Here is a 24,070-nt window from a genome sequence, read left to right as displayed (position 1 = left end):
AGAACGGTCGCTTTTGGCGGCGTTGTCGCACAGCCTGTCCGGCGCGGCTGTGATTTACTGCCGCCAGCAAAACGGACAGGAGTTTGCTTGCTCATGGAATTGAGAATTGATCGACAGGCAATGGTGCCGGTCGTGCAGCAGATTGTTGACGGACTGACCGAGTGGATCCTGCAAAGTGGCGTACCGCCGGCCACCCGTTTGCCGTCCGTGCGGCAAATCGCCCGGGGCAATCTGCTCAGCCAGTCGTGTGTGGTCGAGGCGTGTGAGCGGCTGGTATCGCAGGGTGTTCTGAGTTCATGCCAGGGCACCGGGTTCATTGTCGCCGCCTCGCCCTCGGCAACAGGCGCAGAAGATGAGCTGGCGCCATTCGAGGGCCGGTTCGCCTGGTGCGATGCCGTGTGCGAGGCCGCGGGCGGCTTGAAACTTGGCGCGGGCGGACTGCCGCATAGCTGGCGTGAACCTGACGACCTCAGTTATGCCCTGCGCGAGGTGGCTCGCACCGACATGGCCAGCCTGTTCAACTACAGCACGCCCTTGGGGCTTCCAGCGTTGCGCGAGCAAATCGCCAAGCGCCTGAAACTGTTCGGTATCGAGGCCCGCAGTGCGCAGTTGCTGAGTACCTGCGGCGCCAGCCATGCGCTTGATCTGATCGTGCGCACCTTGTTCAAGGCTGGAGACTGCGTGGTGGTCGAGACGCCCGGTTACGCGCCGTTGTTCGATCTCCTGCGGATGCACGGCGTGCGCATGCTCGAGGTGCGTCGCACCCCGAACGGGCCGGATATCGACGCACTGGAAGCGTTGCTGCAACAGTTTCGCCCCGGCGCGTTATTCATCAACAGCCATCATCACAACCCCACCGGCAGTTGCCTGTCGCCGAGCGTAGCGCAACGCATCCTGCAACTGAGCAAGACCTACGATTTGCGCGTGATCGAAGACGATGTCTACGCAGACTTGCACACCGGCAACGGCACGCGCTTGGCGGCTCTGGATGATGAGGGGCGAGTCATTTACGTGGGCAGTTTTTCCAAGACGCTGAGCAGCTCGTTGCGGGTCGGTTTCGTTTTTGCCGACAGCGACATGGTCAGACGGCTGGCGCAGGTCAAGATGATCAGCGGTCTGGGGGCGTCAAGGTTTACCGAAGCGGTGCTGGCCAGCCTGATGGTCAGCGGCGCTTACCGCAAACTGGTGCAGCGCCAGCGTCAACGCCTGAATGCCGATCGCGCGGCCGCGTTGCAGGCGCTGGAGGACGCCGACTGGGAGGTTTTCGGCAAGCCTGCAGGTGGCTTGTTCATCTGGGCGCGCTCGCGCATGACCGATCAGATTCGGCTGCGTCGGCAGGCTCAACGTTGCGGCGTGTTGCTGTCAGCGCCTGATGCATTCTGTCCCAATGGCGAGTCGGGTGATTGGCTGCGCATCAACGTCGCCTATGCCTGTGATCCGCGCGCCCGGCAGTTTTTTCGCTACACCGGTTCGGATCGACCTCAAGTGTTCTGAAAACGACGTAGGCGTAGCTTTTTGCCATTATTCCGACGCCAGAGACTTGTGCTGTTTCATGGCCGTTGCGACTCTTCGCTCTACTGACAATGGCAGGGGACTACGCGCAATGATTTCGGCCATGCAAGGACGTTTTGCCAACCTCGGTATGGCGAAAAAACTGGGTATCGGGTTTGTGCTGGTTTTGCTTCTGACCGCGCTGGTGGCGGCCATCGGCGTTTGGTCCCTGCAAACCATCAGTCAGCGTTTCGACGGGCTGAAACAGATGTCTTCGCTCAACAGCGGCTTGCTCAAGGTGCGCCTGCTTGAGCAGGAATATGCCTTGCGGGGCGATCCGAAGACGGCCGATGCCCTGCGTAAGGGCGTCGACGGACTGGTTGCTCTGGCTGATCAGCTCAAAGCGCAGTCGGCGGCGAATGTGCCGGTCATGAATGATGTGCAGCAGTCGCTGGGCGCTTATCGTAAGGCGTTCGACGAGTTTGTGTCGTTGACTCAGGCCAAGGACCTGGCGCTGGAAATGGCCAGTTGGTCGGTGTCCAGTGTGGCCAACAATCTTGACGTATTGCAGGCCGGACTTGCCGACGACGGTGCTTATACCTTGAAGGACACCGAGGGCAAGGACGGCGCACAGTTCATCGAGCAGGCCAGTCAGGTCAGCCAGGTTTCGCGGTTGATGCTGCAAGCGATGAACGAAGCGCGGATTCGTCTCGATCAAAGCCGCAAGGGCGATGCCGACAGTGCTGGCAAGGGCAATATCGAACAGGCCGCACAAGCGCAGGCGCAGGCCGAAGAATTGAAAACCACGGTCAAGGACGAGGGCTATCTCACCGTGCTCAATGAAGTGTCCGGGCACATCGCCGGTTTCAACGACAAACTGGCCGAGTACACCGGGTTGCTCGCGCAGGAAAAAACCGTTTACGAGCAATTGCACCAGCGTGCCAACGAAGTGGTCGAGCGGGTGAATCAGGCGTATGTCGCTGAAGACGGCGCGATGCAGGCAGAACTGAAGAAAAACTCGCTGCTGATCATCGGCTCATCGGCGCTGGCATTGCTGGTGGGATTACTCGCCGCGTGGCTGATCACCCGACTTATCGTCGCGCCATTGCGCAGTGTGATTCAGGTCGCGCAGCAGATTGCCGCCGGCGACTTGAGTGCGACCGTGGCAGTGACCCGTCGCGACGAGATCGGTCAGTTGATGCTGGCGATGCAACAGATGGGCGCGGGTCTGAGCACCATCGTCAGTGGTTTGCAGGCGGGGATCGAGCAACTGGCCAGTTCGGCGCAATCGTTGTCGGCAGTCACTGAGCAGACCAACCTTGAGGTCAGCAGTCAGAAGGAAGAAACCGAGCAGGTTGCCACGGCGATGAACCAGATGACCGCCACCGTTCACGACGTTGCACGCAACGCCGAAGAAGCGGCGCTGGCCGCGCAGACGGCGGATGACAAGGTCGAGAGTGGACAGCAGGTGGTGCGCCAGAGCATGGCGCGCATCGAGCAATTGGCTGACTCGGCGACGTCGGCCAGTTCGAGCATCGAAAGCCTTAGTGCGGAAATCCAGAATATCGGCACGGTGCTCGGGGTGATCAAGAGTGTTGCCGAACAGACCAATCTATTGGCGCTGAATGCGGCGATCGAGGCTGCGCGGGCCGGGGAGCAGGGCAGGGGCTTTGCGGTGGTGGCTGATGAGGTGCGTGCTTTGGCTCGGCGCACGCAGCAATCGACTGAGGAGATTGAACGGCTGGTCAGTGCTTTGCGCTTGGCGGCGCATTCGTCGGTGCAGCAGATTCAGAGCAGCGGCGAGTTGGTGAAGCTGGCGGTGAGTGATGCGTTGCAGACCGAGAGTGCGCTGGGGAGTATTGCGGCGGCGGTGTCGTTGATTCAGCAGATGAATCAGCAGATTGCGGCGGCGGCGGAGGAGCAGAGTTCGGTGGCGGAGGAGATCAATCGCAGTGTGACGAGTATTCGTGCGAGTGCGGATCAGTCGTCGATCGCGATGCGTGGGAATGCGGCTTCGAGTGTTGAGCTGGCGCAGTTGGGGGGGGGAGTTGCGCGGGATGGTTGGGCATTTTCGGCTTTGACGCTTTGACGCTTGGCGGCCTTTGGGCCGACCAGGCTCTTGGGGTTTTGGGGGGATATCCGTTGCTGCGGGTGTTGCTCATTAGGGTTCCGCCCTTACGGCGGGTCACTTTTTACAAACGCCTAAAAAGTAACCAAAAACGCTTGCTCCTACGTGCGGCCCGCTCGCTGGGGCTCGGGGTTCCTTCGCTCCGGGATCGATCCGGGCGCAGCGCCTACGGTTTGCTTCGCTGCACCTCCTCTCGCTGTGTTTGGCTGCGCCAAACGGTCGCTGCGCTCCCACGCCCGGATCAATCCCTCCACTCAGCCTTCCGACGTCGCTGGTGGATCAAGATCAAGAGCGGCAGCCGAGCTAACGCTCATCCTGTTGAGTGGTGAGAAGCTGATGCGGTTGCGAGGTGGGCGTTGCTTTTGCTTTTCTGTGGGAGCGAGCTTGCTCGCGAAGGCGGCCTGACAGCCGACCAATTTTCTATCGGATGTACTCAGTCCCAATGTAGGAGTGAGCCTGCTCGCGATGGCGGCCGGATAGCCGACCAATTTTCTATCGGATGTACTCAGTCCCAATGTAGGAGTGAGCCTGCTCGCGAAGGCGGCCGGATAGCCGACCAATCCGCTATCGGATGTACTCAGTCCCAATGTGGGAGTGAGCCTGCTCGCGATGGCGGCGGATAGCCGACCAACCTCTGTCAGATGTACTCAGCGCCCCTTGTGGGAGCGAGCTTGCTCGCGAAGGCGGCCGGATAGCCGACCAATCCGCTATCGGATGTACTCAGTCCCAATGTGGGAGTGAGCCTGCTCGCGATGGCGGCCGGATAGCCGACCAACCTCTGTCAGATGTACTCAGCCCCCTGTGGGAGCGAGCCTGCTCGCGAAGGCGGCCTGACAGCCGACCAATTTTCTATCGGATGTACTCAGTCCCAATGTAGGAGTGAGCCTGCTCGCGATGGCGGCCGGATAGCCGACCAACCTCTGTCAGATGTACTCAGCGCCCCTTGTGGGAGCGAGCTTGCTCGCGAAGGCGGCCGGATAGCCGACCAATCCGCTATCGGATGTACTCAGTCCCAATGTGGGAGTGAGCCTGCTCGCGATGGCGGCCGGATAGCCGACCAACCTCTGTCAGATGTACTCAGCCCCCTTGTAGGAGCGAGCCTGCTCGCGAAAGCGGCCTCACATTCACCGGTTTTCTATCAGGTTCACTCCCGCGAGCCCACAAAAAAGCCATCTTTCGGTGGCTTCTCTTCCAGCATCTGCAATCAGTCGTAAATCACTTTCTTCTTCCAGTCCGCATCGGCCTCGACATCTTTGAGGCCGGCGGTCAGTTGGTTTTCTTCACCTTCAACCGGTGCAATCTTGTCCATGACCTGGGCGTTTGCGCGGGCCAGGAGTTTTTCCAGGTATTGCAGTTGTTCTGCGTACATCTGCGGATCCTGCTGTTTGCGCAGGTATTGCACGCCGCGTTCGAAGGCGAGGCGGGCCTGGCCGGGCTGGTTTTGTTGCAGGGACTGTTGGCCGAGGTTGTTGAAGAATTCGATGTGCAGCAGCACCAGAATGTGGCGGACTTCGCGGATCCAGTGTTTGGCTTCATTCGGTGGCAGGAAACCATCGTGGGCGGCGCGGGTGATTTGGCCGTGGAGGGCTTCGAGCAGGAAGCGCACGTCTTTGGCTTTGGCTTCGGTCAGGATCGGTGCCGGTGGGTTGTTGATCGGGATCGATTCGCCTTGGGCGACCAGGGCGCTCAGTTCGGTGATGCGTGCTTTGGTGGTGGCGCTGGTTTTTTCCAGGTTCAGCAGGCGCTGGCAGACGTTCAGTTCCAGACGGGTCAGCAGCAGCTTGAGCGCCGGGGTCATGAACTGGCCGGGGAAGGTTTCGGTCAGTTCGCCGCAACGGCGCAGGCGGTCGTTGAGTTCGACCTTGGTGCGGGCCTTCTCCAGTTTGTTGTTTTCCACCACATGGTTCATGTAGCCAATGGCGATCAGAATTGCGATCCCGGCTATGACAAGCAGGGTGATCATGAGTGGTGTCACCGGTAAGACCTCTTTATAGGGTTCGCATGCGAGTGTAGTGGCTGGGCATTTAGTCGCCTAGCGCCGCTCGACGAGTTGGATCGGCAGGTTCAATCTGTATCGGCCGCACGCTGCTTATATGAATGCTGGCGCTGCGAGTGCAGATTGCCATCACTGTGGGTGGACTATAGCGTCTTGGCGAGTGGCGGAATATAGGCGTCAATCGTCGGGCGACGGAAAAGCCCGATTGCCGCCGTAAAGGTCGTCGAAGTCATTGATTTAAATAAATTTATATCAGGGGGTTGACGACCTCTCAATCCATCCATAGAATGCGCGCCACTTGCAGCGTAAAGCACACAGCGAAGCGCGGCAGGGAGTGAATGTTGTAGTGTGTCCCCTTCGTCTAGTGGCCTAGGACACCGCCCTTTCACGGCGGTAACAGGGGTTCGAGTCCCCTAGGGGACGCCATTGCGGGAATAGCTCAGTTGGTAGAGCACGACCTTGCCAAGGTCGGGGTCGCGAGTTCGAGTCTCGTTTCCCGCTCCAATTTTAAACAGCAGCGCTTTCGGGCGGTGCTGAGTGAAACCAGAACCAAGTCTTCGGATACGGATCTGGACACCGAAACACACACCATGTGTTCCGGGTAGCGTGTCCCCTTCGTCTAGTGGCCTAGGACACCGCCCTTTCACGGCGGTAACAGGGGTTCGAGTCCCCTAGGGGACGCCATTTGCGGGAATAGCTCAGTTGGTAGAGCACGACCTTGCCAAGGTCGGGGTCGCGAGTTCGAGTCTCGTTTCCCGCTCCAAATTCTAAAAACGCCGCTCAGTGAGCGGCGTTTTTATTAGTGAAAGTTGTAGCCTGTGTCCCCTTCGTCTAGTGGCCTAGGACACCGCCCTTTCACGGCGGTAACAGGGGTTCGAGTCCCCTAGGGGACGCCATTGCGGGAATAGCTCAGTTGGTAGAGCACGACCTTGCCAAGGTCGGGGTCGCGAGTTCGAGTCTCGTTTCCCGCTCCATATTCACAAAAACGCCGCTCAACAGAGCGGCGTTTTTGTATGCGCGATTTGTGGCTGTGTCATCAGCCATAAAGAAAAAGGCCCGCCGAAGCGATTCGGCGGGCCTTTTTGCGTTGTGCGTTTGCTTACCAGGACAGCATCAGTCGGCCAGCAAACAGAATAAGCACCACGCCCATCGTGCGTTCAAACCAATGGCCCATGCGCATGAACAGCAGGCGAACCCGATTGCTTGAGAAGAACAGCGCGACCACGACAAACCACAGCGCATTCACAAAGCACATCCACAGCCCGTAAAAGGCCTGGATTTGCAAGGGTGTGCTGGCGCTGATGATCGTGGTGAAGATGGCCAGGAAAAACAGTGTGGCCTTGGGGTTGGTTGCATTGGTCAGAAAACCGGTGCTGAAAGCTTTGAACAGGGTTTGTTCGACCACGGGCTCGTCCGCGATTTTTTCACCTTCAACGGCCGATTTGGGTTTGCTGCGCAACAGGCTGACGCCCAGATACAGGATGTAAGCACCACCAACCACCTTGGCGACAGTCAGCAGCCACGGGGTGGTGTGCATCAATGCCCCGACACCCAGCAACGTGTAGAGCACGTGCACGGAAATCCCCGCGCCGATACCCAGCGCCGTGCAGATCCCTACCAATCGGCCGAACCGTACGCTTTGGCGTATGGTGACTGCGAAGTCCGGGCCGGGAGCAACCACGGCCAGAAAGTGAATGGTGGCCAGCGCCAGAAACTCGCCCAGATAATTCGAATACATCTCAGCTCCAATAGGTCAGGGGTGAAGCATTGCCGCGATAGCCGACAAAAAAGGAAAGGCTCAAACGCGGATCGGCCACGCCCGGGGTTACCGAGTGCATGCGCCGCGAGTTGAACATGATGAAATCACCGGGTTGCGGTCGGACTTCAAGCGCAGGTGGACCGAGCAGCGCTGGTTCAATGCCATAACTGTCGCCACGCATCTCGTCGAATTGATCCGGGGTGATGTCGTCGTCCCATATCTGCAACGCACCGCCCTCGGTCGGCATATTCAGATAGACGTTGCAGGCGAACTGCGCCTCCAGGCTGCGGGCCTGGAAACTGTCCGGAGCGTCCTTGGCGAAGATGTCGTGATGGGCGAGGAAGCACACCCCGGGTTTCACCACGCGCGAAAGGCCGACATACATTTTTCGGCCGTAGAGGTTTTCCAGGTGTGCGCCGGCCGGCCAGGATTCGTCGAGCATGCAGCGCAAGGTGTCGATCGGTGAGGAGTAGGGCGCGCAGCGATTGCGCAGTTCAGCGATGTTGCTGGTGGCGCGTTCGAAGTAGTCCTCAATCAGCAGCGGTTGGTTTTCCGCCTCGTAAAATGCCATGCCGATGCGGCCGATGCTCGGTGCGTTGATGTAACCCTCGAAGCCTGGAGCGAGAATCTTGTCGCCAATCTGAATGGCCAGCGACTCAGGCAAAAAGCCTTTGACGCGGATGGCGAGGACTTCTTCGTTGGCCAGTTTTTTTATGCACGTCTCATCGAGACGCTCGACGTCTAGCATCATTTTTTTAGGTCCATCTATCGATAGTCAACGGAACCTGCGAATGCGGTTCCCCGGCGTCGGACGCTGCCTGAAGCAGCGCCCGAAATGCTCAATCCACGTTGTAGTGGACGGATAACGTGCCTTTCTTCTGCGAAAGGGACGCGATCGTGACTGTGCCCAGATCCTTCAGGCTGCGTACGTGGGTGCCACCGCAGCCATAGGCGGGCAGTTCACCAAAACCGATTTCCCGCGCACCTTCGCGTAGCGAGGTCAGGCGGGGCAGGTCGTGTTCGATCCACTGGTCGATCCCGTGTTGAACGGTCTCTGCATCGACTTCCTGCGCGGTGTCGCCGGGTTTGAATTGCACTCGGCCTTCATCCGGCCAGTGATGGGCTTTGATCGGCATCCAGCCCAGCGCCTGGACGAAATGCCCGATCAGGTGCCCGGCCGAATGCATGCGCGTATTGAAGTGGCGGCGCTGTTCGTCGATGCGGATGCAGGTCATGCCCAGTTCCACCGGCCGGTCGACAAAATGAATGATCCGGTCCGGCTCCTGCACCACACGCAATACCTGGCTTTCACCGATCCAACCGGTATCACACGGCTGTCCGCCGCCTTGCGGATGAAACAGCGTGGCGCGCAAGACCACGGCGAATTCGTTCTCTTGGGGCGTGCAGTCGAGGACTTCCACATTGGCCTTGAGGTCATCACTATGGAAAAAGAGGCGAAGCGTCATATTCCATGCCCTTATTAAAGTTTCTTTTTTTATTATATGAATCGTGCAATAACGTGATAATCCGTTCAAACATCAAAGGACTTGTGCGCTGTGAGCATCAATCTGCCGCTACCGCTGCTTGGTGAAATGGCGATTTTCGTCAAGGTCGTCGAGACCGGTAGCTTCTCTGAAGCGGCTCGGCAGTTGGGTTCATCGCCGTCAGCGGTGAGTCGTAGTATTTCGCGTCTGGAAAAAGCCTTGGCCACGCGCCTGCTGCAGCGCACTACACGCAAACTGCGCTTGAGTGACGGTGGCGAAGAGGTGTTCAAACGCTGCCAGGAGATGGTCAGCGCGGCCAAGTCGGTGATGGAAATCAGCGGCCAGTTCACCCATGAAGCGGAAGGACTGGTGCGCGTCAGCGTGCCGAAAGCGGTGGGGCGCTTCGTGATTCATCCGCACATGCCCGAGTTCCTGCGGCGTTATCCCAAGGTCGATGTCGAGTTGTTGCTGGAGGATCGCCAGGTCGATTTGATCGACGACCATGTCGATCTGGCCATTCGTATTACGGATCGACCACCGGCCGGGCTGGTCGGCCGGCAGTTACTGACCATCGACCATTTGCTCTGTGCCACGCCGCAGTACCTGGCCGAGCACGGCGTACCGACTCACCCGCATGATCTGCTCAATCACAGTTGTATTTATCTGGGGGAAACCCCGAGTGATGCGCGCTGGAAATTCAAGAAGGGCAGTAAGGCGGTGACGGTAGGCGTCCGCGGTCGGTATGCCGCCAATCACACCGGTGTGCGGCTGGGCGCGGTGTTGCAGCACATCGGCATCGGCAGCCTGCCGTATTTCACCGCCCGTTACGCGCTTGAGCAAAAGTTGGTGGTGCAGGTGTTGCCGGACTGGACGTTCCTCGCGTCCTATCACGGCGGATTGTGGCTGCTGCATTCGCCGACGCGCTATCTGCCACCCAAGTTGCGGGTGTTCATCGACTATTTGGTGGAGTGCCTGCAGAAAGAGCCGACCTTGAGCAAGCCCGGCAAATCAGTGGGGGAAAGCAATGCGGCGATGGCGTATGAATTGCCCGAAAGTGAAGGGTTGTTGTAGCGCAAAGCAAAAGATCGCAGCCTTCGGCAGCTTCTACAGGGGATTGCGTGAGTCCACTGTAGGAGCTGCCGAAGGCTGCGATCTTTTGATCTTCAACCCACTGTTAAATCAGTGCTTGCTGTCCTGAGCGGACATCGCCAGCAGCTGTTTTTCCTGATTCCAGTCGAACGGTTCATCGTTCTGTTCGGCTTCGTAGCGACGTTCTTCCAGTGCCTGATACAGGTCGATCTCTTCATCGGACAAGTAATGCAGGCAGTCGCCGGCGAAGAACCACAACAGATCGCGGGGGATCAGGTGGGCGATTTGCGGATAACGGCTAATCACTTGAGTCAGGATGTCCTGGCCCAGGTACTGGCTTTCGATCGGATCGATCGGCAGCGATGCCAGCAGTTCGTCGAAGCGCTCCAGGAACAAGGCATGGCTTTCTTCGGGAACCTGATCGGCCTCACCTACGGCGACCAGGATACTGCGCAGGTGGTCGAGCAAAACAAGATGATCGGCAACGACGTTGGACACGAGATAAGTCCTCAAGAGCAAAACGGGCGCGGGAGTATAAAGCTCCCGCGCCCTCTTGGACATGGTTGTCAGGATCAGCGGACTTTGCCCTCTGCCAGTTTCAGTTCCTCTTTGTCGAAGTCATCGACGTCGATCACCTTGCGTCGTGCGGCTTCGGCATCGCGCAGGCTCTGTGCTTCTCCCGGTTGCAACACCCCGGCCTCCAGCGCCGCATCGATGGCGTGCTCACCTGCGACCGGTTTGACCTGACCGCTTTTCAGCGACGTGTGCAGTTTTTTGTGCAATGGCTGCGCGGCATTCAGCAAATCACTGGCGTGTTGCAGCGCGCCGACGGCATCGTCTGCCGACTGCGGGCGATAGCAACCGGCAAGCAACTCTTCCAGCGCCGGATCACCTTTGGCGCGACCAATCACGCCTGCCACTTCGGCACCGAGTTTGTCCGACGGGCCTTTGTGACGACGACCGAACGGGAACACGATGGCTCGCAGCAGGCAACCGAATACCTTGTTCGGGAAGTTGCGCAGCAATTCATCCAGCGCCCGTTCCGATTGGCCGAGGCTTTCTTCCATCGCCCAACGGAACAGTGGCTCCATGTACGCTGGCGAATCCAGATCGTGATAACGCTTGAGCGCGGCGGAGGCCAGATACAGGTTGCTCAACACATCACCCAGACGTGCCGACAGACGCTCGCGACGTTTCAGTTCGCCGCCCAGCAACATCATGCTGAAGTCGGCGAGCATGGCGAACGCCGCTGCCTGGCGGTTGAGTGCGCGGAAGTAGCCTTGGCTGATCTTGTCGCCCGGCGCATGCTCGAAGTGGCCGAAACCGAGGTTCAACACCAGCGTACTGGCCGCATTGCTTACGGCGAAACCGATGTGTTTGAGCAGCAAACCATCGAACTCTTTCAGCGCCTGATCCTTGTCCTCACGACCGGCGAGGGCCATCTCCTTCAGCACGAATGGATGGCAACGAATCGCGCCCTGACCGAAGATCATCAGGTTGCGCGACAGGATGTTTGCACCTTCCACGGTGATGAAGATCGGCGCGCCGTTCCAGCTACGCCCGAGGTAGTTGTTCGGGCCCATGATGATCGCCTTGCCACCATGCACATCCATGGCGTGGCTGATGCACTCGCGGCCGCGTTCGGTGAGGTGATACTTGAGAATCGCCGAGAGCACCGACGGTTTCTCGCCCAGATCCACTGCGTTGGCAGTGAGCATCCGCGCCGCGTCCATCATCCACGCGTTGCCGCCGATGCGCGCCATGGCTTCCTGAATACCTTCGAAAGCCGACAGCGGTACATTGAATTGCTCACGAATCTGCGCGTACTGACCGGTGACCAGGCTGGTGAATTTGGCCGCGCCAGTGCCGACTGCCGGCAACGAGATCGAACGGCCGACCGACAGGCAGTTCATCAGCATCATCCAGCCCTTGCCGAGCATCTCCTGACCGCCGATGAGGAAGTCCAGCGGAATAAACACGTCTTTGCCCGAGTTCGGGCCGTTCATGAACGCCGCGCCGAGTGGCAGGTGACGACGACCGATTTCCACCCCAGCGGTATCGGTCGGAATCAACGCGAGGCTGATGCCAAGGTCTTCCTTGTCGCCCAGCAGATGCTCCGGGTCGTAGGCCTTGAAAGCCAGGCCGAGGAGGGTCGCGACAGGACCGAGGGTGATGTAGCGTTTTTCCCAGTTCAGGCGCAGGCCGATGACTTCCTGACCTTCCCATTGGCCTTTACAGATGATCCCGGTGTCGGGCATCGCACCGGCATCGGACCCGGCGAGCGGACCGGTGAGGGCGAAGCACGGGATGTCATCGCCCCGAGCCAGCCGTGGCAGGTAGTGATTGCGTTGTTCGTCGGTGCCGTAATGCAGCAGCAGTTCGGCCGGGCCGAGGGAGTTGGGCACCATCACGGTGGAGGCGAGGTCACCGCTACGGGTAGCGAGTTTCATCGCCACCTGTGAGTGGGCGTAAGCCGAGAAGCCTTTGCCACCGAATTCTTTCGGGATGATCAGGGCGAAGAAACCGTGTTCCTTGATATGCGCCCAGGCTTCGGGTGGCAGGTCCATCGACTGGCCGATCTGCCAGTCAGTGACCATCGCGCAGAGTTCCTCGGTCGGGCCGTCAATGAACGCCTGTTCTTCCTCACTCAATTGCGCCTTGGGGTAGGCTAGCAATTTATCCCAGTCCGGGCGGCCGCTGAACAGCTCACCGTCCCACCACACGGTGCCGGCGTCGATTGCGTCGCGTTCGGTCTGCGACATGGGTGGCAGGGTTTTCTGAAACCAGTTGAACAACGGCGCAGTGAAATGCTTGCGACGCAGGTCGGGCAGCAGCAGCGGGGCAGCGACCACCGCCAGCAGCACCCAGAACACCAGCAACAACCAGCCCGGCGCATGACTGAAAATACCCATCGCCAGCAGGTAGACTGCCACGATGCCCAACGCAGGCAGAGGTGAAATACGCCGGTGGGCGAGATACGCCACACCAACGATCAAAACCAGTATCCACAACAACAGCATATTCAGTCCTCCGTGAACCAAGGCAAATCGACCCTCCAGAGCTTAGACGGCATCTGTAAAACCGGGTGGTCAGACCAAGGTGATTGAAATCGTGGGAAACCCCGGATGGTTTTCGTAGGTTCGGTGGGCAACACGTGTGGGAAATCGTTCGCTGATCCCGCGTCTTTGCGTCCAAGTTTGGCCGAAACGTCGTTATCTCTGTGCTGACGCTGTCGCTAGACTCGGGGCTCACCCAGGAGATTGTCGTCATGCGCGAGTATCTGAGTCCCGGCCGCTTCATCGATAGTGACCACCCGGCAGTGGTGGAGTTCGCCGAACAACATCGGGGTGCCAGCCGCGATCCGCTCGAGCGGGCGATCAATCTTTATTACGCGGTGCGTGAGGCGGTGCGCTACAACTCCTACACCTTCAGTCGCGATCCGCAGACCTTGCGTGGCAGCTATGCGCTGACGACGGGGGAGAGTTATTGCGTGCCCAAAGCCACGCTGCTTGCCGGTTGTGCGCGGCATTGCGGGATCCCGGCGCGTATCGGTCTGGCCGACGTAAAAAATCACTTATCGACGCCACGTCTGCTTGAGTTGCTGAAAAGCGACATGTTCGCCATGCACGGGTACACCGAACTGTTCCTCAATGGACGCTGGGTCAAAGCCACACCGGCGTTCAATCAGAAGCTTTGCGAATTGTTCAACGTAGCGCCGCTGGAGTTCGACGGTATCAATGACAGCGTTTTCCACCCGTTCAATCGCGACGGCGCGCAGCTCATGGAGTATCTGGTCGATCACGGCCAATTCGCCGATGTCCCGGAAACGTTCTTCTTCGAACATTTGCAAAAGTGCTATCCGCATCTGTTCACTGATCAGCAGCCGCAACGGCTGGGCGATATGCAGAGTGATTTGAGCCGTACCTGATCCGGCGTATGCTGCCTGCCCACTCATTTGAAAAGAGGCGGTCATGCTGAAGATCTGGGGACGGAAAAACTCATCGAATGTCAGGAAACCATTGTGGGCCGCCGAGGAACTCGGTCTGGCTTACGAGGCGATCGATGCCGGTGGCGCATTCGGCGTAGTCGACACACCTGAGTACCGGGCGATGAACCCGAATGGCCGGGTGCCAGTGATCGAGGACGACGGTTTTGTGTTGTGGGAATCCAACGCCATCGTCCGCTATCTGCTGGCCAGACATGCGCCCGACAGTCACTGGTATCCGGCGGATCCGCAAGCGCGAGCCATCGCTGACAAATGGATGGACTGGACCACTTCAAGTTTTGCCGGTCCCTTCCGCACGGTGTTCTGGGGCGTCTTGCGCACGCCGGCGGACAAGCAGGACTGGGCTGCGATCAACGCCGCGATCAAGGAATGCAATGAGTTGCTGAGCATGGCCGATCATGCCTTGGCCAGTCAGCCATATCTCTCTGGACAAGACATCGGCATGGGCGATATCCCGCTCGGCAGTTTCATTTATGCCTGGTTCGAGATGCCCATCGAACGCGCACCACAAGCGCATCTGCAAGCCTGGTATGAGCGCTTGAAGCAGCGTCCGGCTTACCAGAAAGCGGTTATGACCGCGTTGACTTAATACTTACTATCGACACACTTGACTGTACTTGTGCGGCGGCGGCAAGCACCATTGCGCTCTGGTGCTGCGGTTGTTTCCCTCGCCGCCCGCCCTTATTTATCCCTTTCTTCCCTTCTTGGTGCGTAAATCCGATATGAGTTCCGCTCTGTCCATCCGGCAGCTAACCAAAACCTACGGCAACGGGTTCCAGGCCTTGAGTGGTATCGATCTGGACGTCGCCGAAGGTGATTTTTTCGCCTTGCTCGGCCCTAACGGTGCCGGCAAATCCACGACCATCGGCATTCTCTCGACCCTGGTGAACAAGACCAGCGGCACGGTGAATATCTTCGGCCATGACCTGGACAAAAATCCTGCGCAGCTCAAGCGCTCGATTGGCGTGGTGCCCCAGGAATTCAACTTCAATCAGTTCGAAAAGACCTTCGACATCGTCGTGACCCAGGCCGGTTACTACGGCATTCCGGCGAAGATCGCCAAGGAACGCGCCGAGCAGTACCTGACCCAACTGGGCCTGTGGGACAAGCGCGATGTGCCGTCGCGTTCGCTGTCCGGGGGCATGAAGCGGCGTTTGATGATCGCCCGAGCGCTGGTGCACGAACCGCGTCTGCTGATCCTCGATGAACCGACCGCAGGCGTCGACATTGAGCTGCGTCGATCAATGTGGACGTTCCTCACCGAACTGAACCAGAAAGGCATCACCATCATCCTCACCACGCACTATCTGGAAGAGGCTGAGCAGTTGTGCCGCAACATCGGCATCATCGACCACGGCACCATCGTCGAGAACACCAGCATGAAACAGTTGCTGGGCCAGTTGCACGTGGAGACCTTCCTGCTGGACCTGAAAAACGACTTGAACGCCGCGCCGCAATTGCTCGGTTATCCGGCGCGATTGATCGACAGCCACACCCTGGAAGTTCAGGTCGACAAATCCATGGGCATCACGGCGTTGTTCACCCAGTTGGCGCAGCAGAACATCGAAGTGCTGAGCCTGCGTAACAAAACCAATCGCCTCGAGGAGCTGTTCGTGTCCCTGGTGGAGAAGAATCTGTCGAAGGTGGCGGTATGAGTTCCGAATTCCGTCCCAACCTCGTCGCCCTGCAGACCATTGTTTACCGCGAGGTCAAACGCTTCACGCGGATCTGGCCGCAGACGCTGCTGCCGCCAGCGATCACCATGGTTCTGTATTTCGTGATCTTCGGTAACCTGATCGGTCGGCAGATCGGCGACATGGGTGGCTTCACTTACATGGAGTACATCGTGCCGGGGCTGATCATGATGTCGGTGATCACCAACTCCTACGGCAACGTGGTCTCGAGTTTCTTCGGCAGCAAGTTCCAGCGTTCCATCGAAGAGCTGATGGTGTCGCCGGTGTCGCCGCACACTATTCTGATCGGTTTCACCATTGGCGGCGTGTTGCGTGGTCTGATGGTTGGCGTGATCGTGACCATTCTGTCGCTGTTCTTCACCCATTTGCAGGTGCATCACCTCGGCGTGACCATTTTGGTGGTGGTACTGACGGCGACGATTTTCTCGCTGCTGGGCTTCATCAACGCAGTGTTTGCGCGCAACTTCGATGATATTTCGATCATCCCGACCTTTGTGCTGACTCCGCTGACGTACCTGGGTGGGGTGTTTTACTCGATCACCTTGCTGCCGCCGTTCTGGCAGACCGTGTCACTGGCCAACCCGGTGCTGCACATGGTCAACGCCTTCCGTTACGGCATTCTGGGTGTGTCGGATATCAAGATCGGCATTGCGATCACCTTCATGCTGGTGGCGACCGTTGTGCTGTATCTCGGCTGTGCGCGGTTGCTGGTGAGCGGGCGCGGGATGCGTACCTGATCCAGAACCGCGTCGACTTCTTCGCGAGCAGGCTCACTCCCACATTGGACCTATGTTGTGCTGAAGATCTTCTGTGGGAGCGAGCTTGCTCGCGAATGCAGACGCCACAAATCAGAACGGCCTCCCATTGCGGAGGCCGTTTTGCGTTCAGCGCATGCGACTCTTCTTGCGCCGCGCCCATTGCCGCGCCACCCACCAGCGCCAATACATCATCACAATGCAGTAGGCGAGGGCGCCGAGTACCAGTCCGACCACCACCGAGCCGAGCAGAAACGGCTGCCACAACGTCGACAACTCGCCGCTGATCCACTCCCAGGTCAGCTCGTCCGGTAAATGTCGGGCGGGCACATCCATCAAAAACGCCCCGGCCTGATAGGTGCAGAAGAACACCGCCGGCATGGTGATCGGATTGGTCAGCCAGACCAGGCTGACCGCAATCGGCATGTTGCCGCGCACCGTGACGGCGAGGGCGGCGGCCACCAGCATCTGCGCCGGGATCGGCAGGAACGCGGCGAACAGGCCAACCGCCATCGCCCGGGCGACCGAGTGACGATTGAGGTGCCAGAGGTTCGGGTCATGCAGCAACTTGCCGAGAAAGCGTAAGGATTTGTGTTCCCTGATGCTCGTCGGGTCGGGCATATAACGTTTGAATAAGCGCCGGGGCATAAGGCTTCTCGGTCGGTTAAGGCGGCAAGTATGTCTGGATTCTACGAAGCGCCCATTCAGACTTTGTGACAATTGTTGACGACGCGTGTAACCGACAACCGCTATGCCTAAGTGCGGGACTCTCAAGGACGGGCTTATGCGCACAGGGATGATGGCGCTCGCAGTCGGTCTGCTGGTCGCGGTTTCTATGCCGGAATTACCGCCGGTCTGGTTGATGCTGTTGTTGCCGGTCGTGGCTTTGATGCTGCTGCCGTTTCGCAGCTATCCGCTGGCGTTTTTGCTGTTTGGCTTCACGTGGGCCAGCGTCGGTGCGCAATGGGCGTTGAATGATCGTTTGCCGGCCGGGCTGGATGGCGAAACCCGGTGGGTTGAAGGGTGGGTCGTCGGTTTGCCGCAGAACAGCGACGGCGTGGTGCGCTTCGAATTGGCTGATGCGCACTCGCGTCATGAAAAACTGCCATCGCTGATGCGGCTTGCCTGGTACGCCGGGCCACCGGTCAACAGCGGCGAGCGTTGGCGTTTGGCGGTCAAGCTCAAGCGTCCCGGTGGATTGCGCAATCCTGAGGCCTTTGACTACGAGGCCTGGCTGCTGGCGCAACGCATTGGCGCCACCGGTACGATCAAGGATGGCCAGCGCTTGAGCGAAGCGCGTTGGGCCTGGCGTGACAGTATTCGCCAGCGTTTGCTGAGTGTGGATGCGCAGGGGCGAAACGGCGCATTGGCGGCGTTGGTGCTGGGTGACGGCTCGGGGCTCAGTCGCGAGGACTGGCAGACTCTGCAGGACACCGGCACCGTGCACTTGCTGGTGATTTCCGGTCAGCACATCGGTTTGCTGGCGGCGCTGATGTATGGGCTGGTCGCCGGCATGGCGCGATATGGCCTGTGGCCGCTGCGCTGGCCGTGGCTGCCGTGGGCCTGTGGTATGGGGTTCGCGGCAGCACTCGGTTATGGCCTGCTTGCCGGGTTCGACGTGCCGGTGCAGCGCGCCTGCGTGATGGTCGGACTGGTGCTGTTGTGGCGCCTGCGCTTTCGTCATCTTGGCGCAGGGTGGCCGTTGTTGCTGGCGTTCAACGCTGTGCTGTTGCTGGACCCGCTCGCCAGTTTGCGTCCGGGTCTGTGGCTCTCGTTTGCGGCGGTAGCGGTGCTGATCTTTACCTTTGGCGGCCGCTTGGGCGCGTGGCGCTGGTGGCAGACCTGGACGCGGGCGCAGTGGTTGATCGCGATCGGCTTATGTCCGGTGTTGCTGGCGCTGAACCTGCCGATCAGCCTCAGCGGGCCGCTGGCCAATTTGCTTGCGGTGCCTTGGGTCAGTCTTGCGGTGTTACCGCCGGCGCTGCTTGGAACCGTGTTGCTGCCTGTTCCTTTTGTCGGCGCCGGCCTGCTGTGGCTTGCCGGCGGTTTGATCGATGGGTTGTTTCACGCGCTGGCGACGATTGCCGGGCATTGGCCGGCGTGGATCGCACCCTCGATACCCGCTTGGGTCTGGGCCATTGGCAGCCTCGGCGCCGGGTTATTACTGTTGCCGCGCGGCGTGCCGCTGCGTCCACTGGGCTGGCCGTTGTTGTTGCTGCTGGTCGTGCCGCCACGCGATCAGATAGATGAAGGATTGGCTGATATCTGGCAGCTCGATGTCGGCCAAGGCTTGGCCATCCTGATCCGGACCCGCCATCACGCGTTGCTCTACGATGCGGGGCCGCGCTTTGGTGAGTTCGACCTCGGCGAGCGTGTGGTGCTGCCTTCATTGCGCAAACTGAGCGTGGAAAAACTCGATTTGATGCTGCTCAGTCATGCCGACGCCGATCACGCCGGCGGCGCTTTGGCGATCAGCCGTGGTTTGACCGTCGATCAGGTAATCAGCGGCGACCCGGCGGGGCTGCCCGCGCAATTGAACGCCCAAGCTTGTGCAAGTGGCCAGCAATGGCAATGGGACGGCGTGCGTTTTCAACTCTGGCAGTGGGCGGACGCTGGCGACAGCAATCAGCGTTCCTGCGTATTGCAGATCGAGGCCAATGGCGAGCGCCTGCTGCTGACCGGCGACATCGACAGCCATGCCGAGCGCGTGCTGCTCGACGGTCCACTGGCCGTGCCGACGCAATGGCTGCAATCGCCCCATCATGGCAGCCGCAGTTCATCGTCAATGGCGCTGCTCAACGTCTTGAAACCCGAGTCCGTGCTGATCTCTCGAGGTCATGGCAACTCATTTGGCCATCCACACCCGACCGTGCTGGCGCGTTATCGCAAACTGGGCCTGAATATTTACGACAGCGCCGAGCAGGGCGCCATTCATCTGCAACTGGGCACCTTCAGGGCGCCACGCACGATGCGTCATCAGCGGCGTTTCTGGCGTGATCCGCCCGCACTGGCCCGCTGATCGGGACGTAGGTAAATGGGGCGTCACGGTCGTCGGGGCGGCGGGTCTTAATCGTGGATCGGTATGGTAAAGTGGCGCACTTTTTCGAGGGGACTGTCACTGTGTGGGAATTGGTCAAATCCGGCGGCTGGATGATGTTGCCGATCATTCTGAGCTCCATCGCGGCCATGGCGATCGTCGCCGAACGCCTGTGGACCCTGCGCGCCAGTCGCGTTACCCCCGAGCATCTGCTGGGCCAGGTCTGGGTCTGGATCAAGGACAAGCAGCTCAATAAAGAAAAACTCAAGGAATTGCGCGCCAATTCGCCGCTGGGGGAAATCCTCGCGGCGGGCCTGGCCAACTCCAAACATGGTCGCGAGATCATGAAAGAGTGCATCGAAGAGGCCGCCGCCCGGGTCATTCATGAACTCGAGCGCTACATCAATGCTCTCGGCACTATCGCAGCCATGGCGCCATTACTGGGTCTGCTTGGCACCGTGCTGGGCATGATCGATATCTTCAGCGCGTTCACCGGCTCCGGCATGACCACCAATGCCTCGGTGTTGGCGGGCGGTATTTCCAAGGCGCTGATCACCACCGCTGCGGGCCTGATGGTCGGTATTCCGGCGGTGTTCTTCCATCGGTTCCTGCAACGCCGTATCGATGAATTGGTGGTGGGCATGGAGCAGGAAGCGATCAAGCTGGTTGAAGTGGTACAGGGCGACCGTGATGTCGACCTGGCCGAGGGCCGCGCGTGAAGTTCCGTCGCAAACCCCGGGAAACCGTGGACATCAACCTCGCGTCGCTGATCGACGTGGTGTTCATTCTGCTGCTGTTTTTCGTCGTGACCACCACGTTCACTCGCGAAACCCAGTTGCGTGTTGACCTGCCGGAAGCGGTCAGCGGCTCCCCGGCCGAAGACCAGCAAGTCAAGCAGATCGACGTGGCCATCAGCGCCGAAGGCGTGTTTTCGGTGAACAACAAGATTCTGCCGAAGAACGACCTGGCGACCCTGATGGAAGCCATGCAGAAAGAGTCCAACGGCGATACCAACATGCCGTTGTCGATCAGTGCCGATGGCAAGACTCAGCATCAATCCGTGATCACTGCCATGGACGCGGCCGGCAAGCTCGGTTTCAGCCATCTGCGCATGACCACGGTCGAGGCGGCGCCCAAATCCTGATGAGCCTGTCCGATCGTTTGCTCGCCGCGTGGTATCAGGGGCACCCGGCCCTGACGCTGTTGCGGCCGCTGGAAATGCTCTATCGCCGCGTGGTGGTGGGTAAGCGCCAGCGCTTTCTTGCCGGTGAAGGTCAGATCTACCAGCCATCGGTGCCGTTGATCGTGGTCGGCAACATCACCGTCGGTGGCACCGGCAAGACGCCGATGATTCTCTGGTTGATCGAACATTGCCGGCGCAGCGGTTTGCGCGTCGGCGTGGTCAGTCGTGGTTACGGCGCCAAACCACCGCAACTGCCGTGGCGCGTTGCGGCCGAGCAAACCGCTGACATCGCCGGTGACGAACCGTTGCTGATCGTCCAGCGCACCGGCGTGCCGCTGATGATCGACCCCGATCGCAGCGCAGCGGTCAAAGCCTTGCTCGCCAGTGAACCACTGGATCTGATCCTCTCCGACGACGGTATGCAGCATTATCGTCTGGCGCGGGATCTGGAGCTGGTGCTGATCGACGCCGCCCGTGGTTTGGGCAACAAACGCTGCTTGCCGGCAGGGCCGTTGCGTGAGCCGATCGAGCGCCTGCAAAGTGTCGACGGCGTGCTGTTCAATGGTGCCACCGAGGATCGCGATGACGGTTTCGCTTTCCGTCTGCAACCGACCGCGCTGGTCAATCTGCGCAGCGGCGAGCGCAAGTCGCTCGATCATTTTCCACCCGGCCAGGCCGTGCACGCGGTCGCCGGGATCGGCAATCCGCAACGTTTCTTCAATACCCTCGAAGCGCTAGACTGGCGAGCAGTCCCCCATGCGTTTGCCGACCACGCCGAATACAGCGTGCAGGCGTTGAATTTCACACCGTCATTGCCGTTGGTGATGACCGAAAAGGACGCGGTGAAGTGCCGTGCCTTTGCGGCTGACGACTGGTGGTATCTGGCGGTCGATGCGCTGCCGTCGCCGGCCTTTGTGGCCTGGTTCGACACGCAGCTGATGCGCCTGTTGCCGGATCGTCTTTTGCCTTAACTCTTTACTCAGGGAATGTTCATGGACACCAAATTGCTCGATATCCTCGCGTGCCCGATCTGCAAAGGCCCGCTCAAGCTCAGCGCCGACAAAACTGAACTGATCAGCAAGGGCGCCGGTCTGGCGTACCCGATCCGCGATGGCATCCCGGTCATGCTCGAAAGCGAAGCCCGCACCCTGACCACCGACGAGCGTCTGGATAAATGACCACTGCCTTCACCGTTGTCATCCCGTCGCGTTTCGCCTCGACCCGCCTGCCCGGCAAACCGCTGCTCGACATCGCCGGCAAGCCTATGATCCAGCACGTCTGGGAACAGGCGAGCAAAAGCAGCGCCAGCCGTGTGGTCGTCGCGACTGACGATGCGCGCATCGTCGAGGCCTGCAAGGCTTTTGGTGCCGAAGTGGTGCTGACCCGTGAGGATCACAATTCCGGCACCGATCGTCTGGCCGAAGTCGCGGCGAAACTGGGTCTTGAACCCGACGCGATCGTGGTCAACGTGCAGGGTGACGAGCCGCTGATTCCGCCGAGCGTGATCGATCAGGTCGCCGCCAATCTGGCTGCCCACACCGAAGCGCGCATGGCCACGCTGGCCGAGCCGATCGAAGACGTAGATACCCTGTTCAATCCGAACGTGGTCAAGGTCGTCAGTGATCTCAACGGTTTGGCGCTGACCTTCAGCCGTGCGACTTTGCCATGGGCGCGCGATGCGTTTGCCAAGAGTCGCGAGCAATTGCCCGAAGGCGTGCCGTACCGTCGCCACATAGGCATTTATGCCTACCGCGCCGGTTTCCTCCAGGACTTTGTGAGCTGGGGCCCATGCTGGCTGGAAAACACTGAATCCCTCGAGCAACTGCGTGCCCTGTGGCACGGTGTGCGGATTCATGTCGCCGACGCGCTGATCGCACCGCCGACTGGCGTTGACACGGCCGAAGACCTCGAGCGCGTTCGTCGCCTGCTGGAGGCCTGATGCGCGTTCTGTTTGTGTGCCTGGGCAACATTTGTCGATCGCCCACGGCCGAAGGCGTATTGCGCCACAAACTGCGTGAAGCAGGGCTGGCGGATCAGGTCGAAGTAGCCTCCGCCGGCACCGGTGACTGGCACGTTGGCAACCCGCCGGACAAACGCAGCCAGGCCGCGGCCAAAGTGCGCGGCTATGACCTGTCGGCGCAACGCGCGCAGCAGGTCCGCCGTGCCGATTTCGCCAGTTACGACCTGATTCTGGCCATGGACAACAGCAACCTGCGCAACCTCAAGGCGTTGCAGCCGTCCACCGGCAAAGCCGAGCTGGACCTGTTTTTGCGCCGTTATGCCGGTGTCGTCGATGAAGTGCCGGATCCGTATTACGACGGCGATCAGGGTTTCGAGCAAGTGCTGGATCTGATCGAAGCAGCCTGTGACCAATTGTTGATCGAAGTGAAGGGCCGGTTATGAGTTTGCAGGTGCAACCGCAGGTTTCCCTGAAACCGTTCAACAGTTTTGGCGTGGATGTGCGCGCGCAACTGTTCGCCGAAGCCCAAAGCGATGCCGATGTCCGTGAAGCGCTGGCCTACGCCACCGCGCACGATATGCCGTTGCTGGTGATCGGCGGTGGCAGCAACTTGCTGCTAACGGCAGATATTCCGGCGCTGGTGCTGCGCATGGCCACGCGCGGGATTCGTGTGATCAGCGATGACGGCAACCGTGTGGTGATCGAGGCGGAAGCGGGCGAGCCGTGGCATCCGTTTGTGCAGCACACGTTGGCGCAAGGACTCTCCGGGCTGGAAAACCTCAGCCTGATTCCCGGCACGGTTGGCGCTGCGCCGATGCAGAACATCGGTGCCTACGGCGTCGAGATCAAGGATGTATTCGCCGGCCTCACCGCGCTGGATCGCCAGACCGGCGAGCTGCGCGATTTCACCCTCGAAGAATGCAACTTCGCCTACCGCGACAGCTTGTTCAAGCAGCAGCCGGGGCGTTGGCTGATTCTGCGCGTGCGCTTTGCACTCGACCGCATCGCGCATTTGCATCTGGAATACGGCCCGGTGCGTCAGCGCCTGACCGAGCAGGGCATCGAGCAGCCGACGCCTACCGACGTCAGCCGTGCGATTTGCAGTATCCGCAGCGAAAAACTGCCGGATCCGGCGGTACTCGGCAATGCCGGCAGCTTCTTCAAGAATCCGCTGGTGTCGGCGGCCATCGTCGCGAGGATCAAGGAACAGCATCCGGATGTGGTCGCCTACGCGCAGCCGAACGGACAAATGAAGCTCGCGGCAGGCTGGCTGATCGAGCGCGCCGGCTGGAAAGGTTTCCGTGAAGCCGATGCCGGCGTGCATAAACTGCAGGCGCTGGTGCTGGTCAACTACGGCGCGGCAACCGGGCTGCAACTGCTCGATCTGGCGCAACGCATCCAAAAAGACATTGCCGAACGTTTCAATGTCGACCTGGAGATGGAGCCTAATCGCTATTGAGGCTACGCTTTCAAAGCGCCATCCAAAGC

22 protein-coding genes, 6 tRNA genes and 1 pseudogene are annotated in these 24,070 nt (G+C 59.8%); 22 read left to right on the top strand and 7 right to left on the bottom strand.

Annotated features, from left to right (window positions below):
* Window positions 1-93: 93 nt before the first annotated feature.
* The 3 genes and pseudogenes from AB4N74_RS16050 to AB4N74_RS16040 all read left to right on the top strand — a co-directional run bounded on the left by AB4N74_RS16050 (window position 94) and on the right by AB4N74_RS16040 (window position 3,580).
* A complete protein-coding gene (locus AB4N74_RS16050) occupies window positions 94-1,494 on the top strand; it encodes an aminotransferase-like domain-containing protein (RefSeq protein ID WP_460096616.1) in 1,401 nt (466 codons plus the stop codon).
* Window positions 1,388-2,662: pseudogene (locus tag AB4N74_RS16045) on the top strand (methyl-accepting chemotaxis protein); the annotation flags it as partial. The gene AB4N74_RS16050 and the pseudogene AB4N74_RS16045, both read left to right, overlap by 107 nt.
* 27 nt (window positions 2,663-2,689) lie before the next feature.
* A complete protein-coding gene (locus AB4N74_RS16040; RefSeq protein ID WP_460101155.1) occupies window positions 2,690-3,580 on the top strand; it encodes a methyl-accepting chemotaxis protein in 891 nt (296 codons plus the stop codon).
* Window positions 3,581-4,823: 1,243 nt separating this feature from the next.
* On the opposite strand, the gene AB4N74_RS16035 is transcribed toward AB4N74_RS16040, so the two are convergent.
* The gene (locus AB4N74_RS16035) at window positions 4,824-5,582 is read right to left on the bottom strand and encodes a hypothetical protein (RefSeq protein ID WP_460096615.1); all 759 of its coding nucleotides are present in this window, start codon (window positions 5,580-5,582) and stop codon (window positions 4,824-4,826) included.
* Between the two features lie 383 nt (window positions 5,583-5,965).
* Here AB4N74_RS16035 and AB4N74_RS16030 point away from each other — a divergent pair.
* The 6 genes from AB4N74_RS16030 (at window position 5,966) to AB4N74_RS16005 (ending at window position 6,589) form a co-directional block, all read left to right on the top strand.
* A tRNA-Glu gene (locus AB4N74_RS16030) sits at window positions 5,966-6,041 on the top strand.
* Window positions 6,042-6,043: 2 nt separating this feature from the next.
* A tRNA-Gly gene (locus tag AB4N74_RS16025) sits at window positions 6,044-6,119 on the top strand.
* Between the two features lie 104 nt (window positions 6,120-6,223).
* Window positions 6,224-6,299 (top strand) — tRNA-Glu (locus AB4N74_RS16020).
* A gap of 3 nt (window positions 6,300-6,302) precedes the next feature.
* Window positions 6,303-6,378, top strand: a tRNA-Gly gene (locus AB4N74_RS16015).
* A 57-nt stretch (window positions 6,379-6,435) separates the two neighbouring features.
* Window positions 6,436-6,511, top strand: a tRNA-Glu gene (locus tag AB4N74_RS16010).
* 2 nt (window positions 6,512-6,513) lie between these two features.
* A tRNA-Gly gene (locus AB4N74_RS16005) sits at window positions 6,514-6,589 on the top strand.
* Between the two features lie 125 nt (window positions 6,590-6,714).
* Here the strand turns inward: AB4N74_RS16005 and AB4N74_RS16000 are convergent.
* The 3 genes from AB4N74_RS16000 to AB4N74_RS15990 form a co-directional block, all read right to left on the bottom strand.
* Window positions 6,715-7,353 (bottom strand): LysE family translocator, encoded by a 639-nt coding sequence (locus AB4N74_RS16000; RefSeq protein ID WP_093435497.1) that lies wholly within the window; start codon window positions 7,351-7,353, stop codon window positions 6,715-6,717.
* A gap of 1 nt (window position 7,354) precedes the next feature.
* Complete coding sequence (locus AB4N74_RS15995; RefSeq protein WP_257355895.1) at window positions 7,355-8,125, bottom strand: 2OG-Fe(II) oxygenase; 771 nt, start codon at window positions 8,123-8,125, stop codon at window positions 7,355-7,357.
* A gap of 88 nt (window positions 8,126-8,213) precedes the next feature.
* Window positions 8,214-8,840: an alanyl-tRNA editing protein gene (locus AB4N74_RS15990; RefSeq protein ID WP_093435488.1), complete on the bottom strand. Its 627-nt coding sequence runs from the start codon at window positions 8,838-8,840 to the stop codon at window positions 8,214-8,216.
* 90 nt (window positions 8,841-8,930) lie between these two features.
* On the opposite strand from AB4N74_RS15990, the gene AB4N74_RS15985 reads away from it, so the two are divergent.
* Window positions 8,931-9,929 (top strand): LysR family transcriptional regulator, encoded by a 999-nt coding sequence (locus AB4N74_RS15985; protein WP_093435485.1) that lies wholly within the window; start codon window positions 8,931-8,933, stop codon window positions 9,927-9,929.
* Between the two features lie 108 nt (window positions 9,930-10,037).
* Here AB4N74_RS15985 and AB4N74_RS15980 read toward each other — a convergent pair whose 3' ends face one another.
* Entirely contained in the window at window positions 10,038-10,445 is a 408-nt protein-coding gene (locus AB4N74_RS15980) for a PA2817 family protein (RefSeq protein WP_093435483.1), read from the bottom strand.
* A gap of 74 nt (window positions 10,446-10,519) precedes the next feature.
* Window positions 10,520-12,967, bottom strand: coding sequence for an acyl-CoA dehydrogenase (locus AB4N74_RS15975; RefSeq protein ID WP_093435481.1), 2,448 nt, complete (start codon window positions 12,965-12,967; stop codon window positions 10,520-10,522).
* Between the two features lie 248 nt (window positions 12,968-13,215).
* Here AB4N74_RS15975 and AB4N74_RS15970 point away from each other — a divergent pair, with 248 nt between their 5' ends.
* From AB4N74_RS15970 to AB4N74_RS15955, 4 genes are all read left to right on the top strand, one after another.
* On the top strand, window positions 13,216-13,875 hold the full coding sequence (locus tag AB4N74_RS15970; RefSeq protein ID WP_460096611.1) for a transglutaminase-like domain-containing protein: 660 nt from the start codon (window positions 13,216-13,218) through the stop codon (window positions 13,873-13,875).
* A 43-nt stretch (window positions 13,876-13,918) separates the two neighbouring features.
* Window positions 13,919-14,542: a glutathione S-transferase family protein gene (locus AB4N74_RS15965; RefSeq protein WP_093435475.1), complete on the top strand. Its 624-nt coding sequence runs from the start codon at window positions 13,919-13,921 to the stop codon at window positions 14,540-14,542.
* Between the two features lie 133 nt (window positions 14,543-14,675).
* Window positions 14,676-15,608, top strand: coding sequence for an ABC transporter ATP-binding protein (locus AB4N74_RS15960; RefSeq protein WP_093435472.1), 933 nt, complete (start codon window positions 14,676-14,678; stop codon window positions 15,606-15,608).
* Window positions 15,605-16,384 (top strand): ABC transporter permease, encoded by a 780-nt coding sequence (locus AB4N74_RS15955; RefSeq protein ID WP_008087860.1) that lies wholly within the window; start codon window positions 15,605-15,607, stop codon window positions 16,382-16,384. Before AB4N74_RS15960 ends, AB4N74_RS15955 begins: the two co-directional genes overlap by 4 nt.
* 147 nt (window positions 16,385-16,531) lie before the next feature.
* Here the strand turns inward: AB4N74_RS15955 and AB4N74_RS15950 are convergent, their stop codons facing one another.
* Entirely contained in the window at window positions 16,532-17,050 is a 519-nt protein-coding gene (locus AB4N74_RS15950; RefSeq protein WP_095048627.1) for a DUF2062 domain-containing protein, read from the bottom strand.
* 136 nt (window positions 17,051-17,186) lie between these two features.
* Between AB4N74_RS15950 and AB4N74_RS15945 the strand changes: the two genes are divergently transcribed.
* The 8 genes from AB4N74_RS15945 (at window position 17,187) to murB (ending at window position 24,041) form a co-directional block, all read left to right on the top strand.
* On the top strand, window positions 17,187-19,421 hold the full coding sequence (locus AB4N74_RS15945) for a DNA internalization-related competence protein ComEC/Rec2 (RefSeq protein WP_460096609.1): 2,235 nt from the start codon (window positions 17,187-17,189) through the stop codon (window positions 19,419-19,421).
* A gap of 101 nt (window positions 19,422-19,522) precedes the next feature.
* Complete coding sequence (locus AB4N74_RS15940; RefSeq protein WP_042560451.1) at window positions 19,523-20,158, top strand: MotA/TolQ/ExbB proton channel family protein; 636 nt, start codon at window positions 19,523-19,525, stop codon at window positions 20,156-20,158.
* Window positions 20,155-20,583 (top strand): ExbD/TolR family protein, encoded by a 429-nt coding sequence (locus AB4N74_RS15935; RefSeq protein ID WP_093435463.1) that lies wholly within the window; start codon window positions 20,155-20,157, stop codon window positions 20,581-20,583. Before AB4N74_RS15940 ends, AB4N74_RS15935 begins: the two co-directional genes overlap by 4 nt.
* Window positions 20,583-21,593, top strand: a complete 1,011-nt coding sequence (lpxK, locus tag AB4N74_RS15930; RefSeq protein WP_095048624.1) for a tetraacyldisaccharide 4'-kinase — start codon at window positions 20,583-20,585, stop codon at window positions 21,591-21,593. The genes AB4N74_RS15935 and lpxK overlap by 1 nt, the downstream gene beginning before the upstream one ends.
* 21 nt (window positions 21,594-21,614) lie before the next feature.
* Window positions 21,615-21,800, top strand: a complete 186-nt coding sequence (locus tag AB4N74_RS15925) for a Trm112 family protein (protein ID WP_003174668.1) — start codon at window positions 21,615-21,617, stop codon at window positions 21,798-21,800.
* Window positions 21,797-22,561: a 3-deoxy-manno-octulosonate cytidylyltransferase gene (kdsB, locus tag AB4N74_RS15920; RefSeq protein WP_095048623.1), complete on the top strand. Its 765-nt coding sequence runs from the start codon at window positions 21,797-21,799 to the stop codon at window positions 22,559-22,561. Before AB4N74_RS15925 ends, kdsB begins: the two co-directional genes overlap by 4 nt.
* The gene (locus tag AB4N74_RS15915) at window positions 22,561-23,025 is read left to right on the top strand and encodes a low molecular weight protein-tyrosine-phosphatase (protein WP_093435454.1); all 465 of its coding nucleotides are present in this window, start codon (window positions 22,561-22,563) and stop codon (window positions 23,023-23,025) included. The genes kdsB and AB4N74_RS15915 overlap by 1 nt, the downstream gene beginning before the upstream one ends.
* On the top strand, window positions 23,022-24,041 hold the full coding sequence (murB, locus tag AB4N74_RS15910; RefSeq protein WP_460096605.1) for a UDP-N-acetylmuramate dehydrogenase: 1,020 nt from the start codon (window positions 23,022-23,024) through the stop codon (window positions 24,039-24,041). Before AB4N74_RS15915 ends, murB begins: the two co-directional genes overlap by 4 nt.
* The last annotated feature ends 29 nt before the right edge of the window (window positions 24,042-24,070 follow it).

The organism is Pseudomonas sp. H3_C08 (assembly GCF_054669455.1).
Note: the sequence above shows the minus strand (reverse complement) of the source record. Positions and strands in the feature narration are given on the sequence as shown.

Excerpts from the sequence above, each read along its gene's own strand:
- murB (WP_460096605.1), top strand. The coding sequence starts at position 23,022 with ATGAGTTTGCAGGTGCAACCGCAGGTTTCCCTGAAACCGTTCAACAGT.
- AB4N74_RS15960 (WP_093435472.1), top strand. The coding sequence starts at position 14,676 with ATGAGTTCCGCTCTGTCCATCCGGCAGCTAACCAAAACCTACGGCAAC.
- AB4N74_RS16000 (WP_093435497.1), bottom strand. The coding sequence starts at position 7,353 with ATGTATTCGAATTATCTGGGCGAGTTTCTGGCGCTGGCCACCATTCAC.
- AB4N74_RS16035 (WP_460096615.1), bottom strand. The coding sequence starts at position 5,582 with ATGATCACCCTGCTTGTCATAGCCGGGATCGCAATTCTGATCGCCATT.
- kdsB (WP_095048623.1), top strand. The coding sequence starts at position 21,797 with ATGACCACTGCCTTCACCGTTGTCATCCCGTCGCGTTTCGCCTCGACC.
- AB4N74_RS16050 (WP_460096616.1), top strand. The coding sequence starts at position 94 with ATGGAATTGAGAATTGATCGACAGGCAATGGTGCCGGTCGTGCAGCAG.
- AB4N74_RS15915 (WP_093435454.1), top strand. The coding sequence starts at position 22,561 with ATGCGCGTTCTGTTTGTGTGCCTGGGCAACATTTGTCGATCGCCCACG.
- AB4N74_RS15995 (WP_257355895.1), bottom strand. The coding sequence starts at position 8,125 with ATGATGCTAGACGTCGAGCGTCTCGATGAGACGTGCATAAAAAAACTG.
- AB4N74_RS15950 (WP_095048627.1), bottom strand. The coding sequence starts at position 17,050 with ATGCCCCGGCGCTTATTCAAACGTTATATGCCCGACCCGACGAGCATC.
- AB4N74_RS15955 (WP_008087860.1), top strand. The coding sequence starts at position 15,605 with ATGAGTTCCGAATTCCGTCCCAACCTCGTCGCCCTGCAGACCATTGTT.
- lpxK (WP_095048624.1), top strand. The coding sequence starts at position 20,583 with ATGAGCCTGTCCGATCGTTTGCTCGCCGCGTGGTATCAGGGGCACCCG.
- AB4N74_RS16040 (WP_460101155.1), top strand. The coding sequence starts at position 2,690 with ATGCTGGCGATGCAACAGATGGGCGCGGGTCTGAGCACCATCGTCAGT.
- AB4N74_RS15925 (WP_003174668.1), top strand. The coding sequence starts at position 21,615 with ATGGACACCAAATTGCTCGATATCCTCGCGTGCCCGATCTGCAAAGGC.
- AB4N74_RS15975 (WP_093435481.1), bottom strand. The coding sequence starts at position 12,967 with ATGCTGTTGTTGTGGATACTGGTTTTGATCGTTGGTGTGGCGTATCTC.
- AB4N74_RS15970 (WP_460096611.1), top strand. The coding sequence starts at position 13,216 with ATGCGCGAGTATCTGAGTCCCGGCCGCTTCATCGATAGTGACCACCCG.
- AB4N74_RS15990 (WP_093435488.1), bottom strand. The coding sequence starts at position 8,840 with ATGACGCTTCGCCTCTTTTTCCATAGTGATGACCTCAAGGCCAATGTG.
- AB4N74_RS15945 (WP_460096609.1), top strand. The coding sequence starts at position 17,187 with ATGCGCACAGGGATGATGGCGCTCGCAGTCGGTCTGCTGGTCGCGGTT.
- AB4N74_RS15965 (WP_093435475.1), top strand. The coding sequence starts at position 13,919 with ATGCTGAAGATCTGGGGACGGAAAAACTCATCGAATGTCAGGAAACCA.